Annotated in this window: 3 protein-coding genes; all 3 read left to right on the top strand. The window is 64.0% G+C overall.

Features of this window, described 5'->3' with window-relative positions:
- Positions 1–107: 107 nt before the first annotated feature.
- A complete protein-coding gene (locus tag HR086_RS44895) occupies positions 108–2,444 on the top strand; it encodes a putative metal-binding motif-containing protein (protein ID WP_174468723.1) in 2,337 nt (778 codons plus the stop codon).
- A 116-nt stretch (positions 2,445–2,560) separates the two neighbouring features.
- On the top strand, positions 2,561–3,427 hold the full coding sequence (locus HR086_RS44890) for a hypothetical protein (protein ID WP_174468722.1): 867 nt from the start codon (positions 2,561–2,563) through the stop codon (positions 3,425–3,427).
- Positions 3,424–4,584, top strand: a 1,161-nt coding sequence (locus tag HR086_RS44885) for a putative metal-binding motif-containing protein (RefSeq protein ID WP_174468721.1), incomplete at its 3' end; no start/stop codon positions are given. The genes HR086_RS44890 and HR086_RS44885, both read left to right, overlap by 4 nt.

Below are 4,584 nucleotides of genomic sequence, written 5' to 3'. Positions count from 1 at the left end.
GTGTGCCTGGACGGCCGGGCCGGAGTTTTCCGAGAGGGGTGAGGGCGAGGGGGCGGGAAGCAAGAGGGGAGCGCGAGCGGGGGGGAGGCTGCGGTAGAGTGCGCCCCATGCGTCGCCTTGCCTTGTGCCTGCTCCCTTTGCTGGTCCTCGCGTGCTCCAAGTCGAAGGAGCAGGCGGCGGTCCGAATCCCCGTTGAGTACACCTCTGGATTTCAGAAGGGGTGTTTCAAAGTCGTCGTCCAGGATGATGCGAACACGGACTTGAAGCTGGAGGAGGTCGTTGCTCCGAAGCAGCGGGCGACGGCCACTTCGGAAGTTCCGTCCCCCATCTTGACGGTGGCCGTGGTCAAGAAGGACGGCTGGAGCAACAAGTTCAAGGTGACAGTCACCGCGTACGAGAGACCGTGCGCTGGAACCGAAGAGCCGTTGGCCGTTGTTGGCCAGCAGGTCGATATCGCTGAGAGGGTGTTCGAATTCCCCAGCGAAGACGTCAAGGACATGGCCGCGTTGACGCTTGTGACCGTCGATGCGGACGACGACGGTTTCGTTTCCATGGCCGGCGACAAGAAGGGAACGGACTGCGACGACGCCGACGCCATGAGGAACCCCGGGCAGGCGGAGATCTGCGACAACAAGGACAACAACTGCGTCGGTCAAGAGGCTGATGAGGGGCTCCCCAAAGTGCCCATGTTCCTTGATGGGGATGGAGATGGGTTTGGTAACGCATCGATTAGTCACTGCGTGCCGGCAGCCGGTGTCACTGGTTATGCAACTGTTGGCGGTGACTGCGGGGACGGAGATACTGCCATCGCCCCGGGTAAGCCGGACGTTTGCGATGACAAGGACAACAACTGCGACCTGGTCGTGGACGAGGGCAATGACAAGAACTGGTACCAAGACGGCGACCAGGATGGTTCGCTTGGCGCGCTCACAGTCAAGGTCCAGTGCGGTCGGCCTGACGCCTCCTATCGTCAACGGATTCAGAACGAGGACTTCGACTGCAACGACGCCAACGGCAACAACACGCCGGGCAAGACGGAGTTGTGCGATGGCGCGGACAACAACTGCGACGGGAACCCGGATGAGGCGTTTCCGACGAAGAATACGGCGTGCAATCTCTCCGGTGTGAGCTGCGCTGGGACGTGGGTCTGCAATGCGGCCCAGTCGGCCGTGGAGTGCAACGCGAGGGCGCCGAGGTTGTTCTACCCCGACCGTGACGGTGACGGAGACGGAGACCAGAACGCGACGGTGGACGAAGTCTGCGCGAACGAGACGCCCCAACTGGGCCACGTGGAGAACCTCCACGGAGACTGCGATGACGTGGACCCCGCGGCCAACTCGGGCCTCGCGGAGGTGTGTGACGCCATCGACAACAACTGCAACGCGGGCGTGAGCGACGAGCCGCTGTCGTGTGGTGGCACGCTAAGGGATGTGGCCAGCTATCACCTGACTTCAGACAGCCAGGATTGGAGGACGGTGGCGGTGGGACAGGGAGGATATCCAGTCTGGGTGGCAGGCCGAGGCGGCAAACTGGCGGTGCGCAAGGCGGCAAACCAGAAGTTCGAGAGCTACAGCTTCGGGGACACCGCGAATCCGACCCCCCCTGACGGGAGCCCTCCGCTCAACACGAACCACTGTGGGGACCACAACTGGACGGTCTCCTGGGTGGACTCCACCGGCGCTGTGCTCCTGGGCGGCGAGGGAGGATGGGTGGCGAAGCATGCAGGGACGAGTGCCGCCTGTGGGCCGGGGACTTTGCCCACCACTCAGAACATCACGGGAATTGTGGGCTTCGAGTCCGGAGGGGTGACGACCGTCTACCTGTCCGACACGAATGGGCGTCTGTACAGGTGGGTGGTGGGTGGCGCTGGCAATCCATTCACCGAGTTGAACGACAACAGCAACAACCTCTACGGCCTGCATGCCCTGCGAGAGGACTTCATGCTCGCGGTGGGAGGCAGCACGGGGCCCGACAGGCAGCGGTTCGTGTCCTACGCCGTGACGACTGGGACGACCCCGACTGGGACCCCAACAGCGCACACGTCCAATCCCACCAACGTGGATGGCAAGGCCATCGCGGTGTGGATGGGAGACGCGGACAAAGCCTGTGCAGTGGGTGATGACGGGGCCGTGTGGCGTTGGAACGGCGCGACGACATGGGACAAGACAGACGCCCCGTCGGAGTTCGACTTCACCAGCGTGGTGATGCGTTATGACACGCTGAACGCACAGAACCCGCTGAACGAGCAGTGCTACATGGTGGACAAGCGCACGGGTGGAACTGGCGGCAAGCTGCACCGGCTGACGCCGTATGGCTGGGCCAAGGGGCCGGACCTGACCGGGAGCCTGGCGAATGTGCCGTTGAACGACATCGCCATCACGGACGCTGGACACCTGTGGATCGTTGGTGAGGACGGCCGGGTGTTCCACTACCCGGAGCCGTAGTCGTCTCTCGCGGTCTCCACCACGCTTCGGGCCTGAATGGCCGGAGCGTGGTGACCTGGACAGGAAAGTCCTGTCTGGATTTTCTGGAGAGCTCTGTTTGGACTTAGAGTCCAGGCATGTCCAAGTCATGCCTGTGGGGGGAATGCCTGGCGGTCTTCGTTTGCGTGTCAGTGGCGATGCCGCTGAGCGCGCACGGGGCCGAAGGTGAGGTCCAACGTCAAATCACAGAGGCCATCCGTCTCTACGAGGATCTCGAATACGAGCGAGCGCTGGAGCGACTGAAGCACGCCAGTCGACTGCCGCATGGTCCTGACGAAGCGGTCTCCCTCTCCCTGCTGCGAGGCATTGTCCAAGCGGACATGGGAAGGTGGGAGGCGGCGCGCAAGGACTTCCGCGAGGCGCTCCAACGCCAGCTCGATATCCAGCTTCCCTTGCACGTCTCGCCCAAGGTGAGTCGTGAGTTCGAGACGCAGCGCACCAAGGTCCGCGCGTCAGTGGCCGGTCGACGCGCGGATTCGCCGACAGCGCCCACTGCAGCGGCGGTGGAGGTCGCGCCAGCGGACGCGAAGCCCCTGTCCAAGGAGACCGAGGTCGCCGCGACTCACCTGATTCCTCCCAGCAAGGAGGACGGAGTCCCGGAAGCGTGGGCACCAGGCGTCGTGGAAGAGTCGGCGCGAGCCTCTCAGGGTGTGCGCGTCGCAGGACGACGGGTGCCAGTGGTGAGCTGGGCGTTGCTGGGCGCGGGAGTCGCGGCGGGTGGAGTGGGCACGGTGTTCGGCCTGTCGTCGCGCAGCCAGATCGACGATGCGCGGTCCGCCCAGCTCCAGGAGGACCTTGAGTCCCACCATTCACGGGCACAGAGCAGTGCGCAGACAGCGAACATCCTCTTTGGCGCCGCGACGGCTGCCGCGGTGGGAGCGCTGGCGACGTGGCTCTTGATGGACTCTTCCGAAGCGACCGTGGCCGAGGGAGGTGCGCGATGAGCCGCATGGGAAGCCTGGTCGTCGTGAGCCTGCTGGTGCTTGGAGGCTGTTCCGTGCCGAGCCTCGAGGATCTCGAGGCCGAAAGAGGCGTTCGCATCAAGGTCGACTATTCGCCGGGCTTCACGAAGGGCTGCATCGTGATGCAGACCCAGGATGAAGCGAACGCCATGCTCTTCGCGGAGGAGTCCATCTCGGGCCAGCAACTCGTGGGGATGACGCCACCGCTGGAGTGGAGAGTGCTCCGTCGGGAAGGATGGGGCACGAAGGTGCGGGTGATCATCACCGCGCGGGAGCAGAGCTGCGAGGGCCATGTGGTGGCTCAGGAAAGGCTGTCCGTCGACCTGTCGGGTGAGGGCCGTAAGCCGGAGCGCACCGTGCAGCTTGCTACTCCTGACGGGGACAATGATGGGTTTGTTGCCAATGGGAGTGGCGGCACGGACTGCGACGACAGCGACTCCATGAAGAACCCCTCGCAGCCGGAGATCTGCGACGACAAGGACAACAACTGCGTCGGTGGGGCTGATGAGGGTTTGACCCGAATTGCGATGTTCCGTGATGCAGACGACGACGGGGTTGGTGGGGAGGCCATTCAGCACTGCGTGCCGACGAGCGGTGTGTGGGGGTACGCGACCACTGGCGGGGACTGCAGGGACCATGATCCGGCCGTAACCCCAGGCAAGGCGGAGTTGTGCGACAGCGCGGACAACAACTGCGACGGGAACGCGGATGAGGCGTTTCCGACGAAGAACACGTCGTGCACCCTCTCCGGTGTGAGCTGCGCTGGGACGTGGGTCTGCAATTCGGGCCAGTCGGATGTGGAGTGCAACGCGAGGCCACCGAGGTTGTTCTACCCCGACCGTGACCATGACGGAGACGGAGACCAGAACGCGACGGTGGACGAAGTCTGTGCGAACGAGACGCCCCAACAAGGCCACGTGGAGAACCTCCACACGGATTGCGATGACGCGGACCCCGGAGCGAAGTTGGGCCTCACGGAGGTGTGTGACGCCATCGACAACAACTGCAGCAATGGCGTGAGCGATGAGCCGCTGTCGTGTGGTGGCACGCTGAGGGATGTGGTCAGCTATCACCTGACTTCAGAAAGCCAGGACTGGAGGACGGTGGCGGTGGGGCAGGGGGGATATCCTGTCTGGGTG

The organism is Myxococcus sp. CA039A, from assembly GCF_013336645.1.
In the GTDB taxonomy this organism is placed as follows: Bacteria; Myxococcota; Myxococcia; order Myxococcales; family Myxococcaceae; genus Myxococcus; species Myxococcus llanfairpwllgwyngyllgogerychwyrndrobwllllantysiliogogogochensis.
Note: the sequence above shows the minus strand (reverse complement) of the source record. Positions and strands in the feature narration are given on the sequence as shown.

Excerpts from the sequence above, each read along its gene's own strand:
- HR086_RS44895 (WP_174468723.1), top strand. The coding sequence starts at position 108 with ATGCGTCGCCTTGCCTTGTGCCTGCTCCCTTTGCTGGTCCTCGCGTGC.
- HR086_RS44890 (WP_174468722.1), top strand. The coding sequence starts at position 2,561 with ATGTCCAAGTCATGCCTGTGGGGGGAATGCCTGGCGGTCTTCGTTTGC.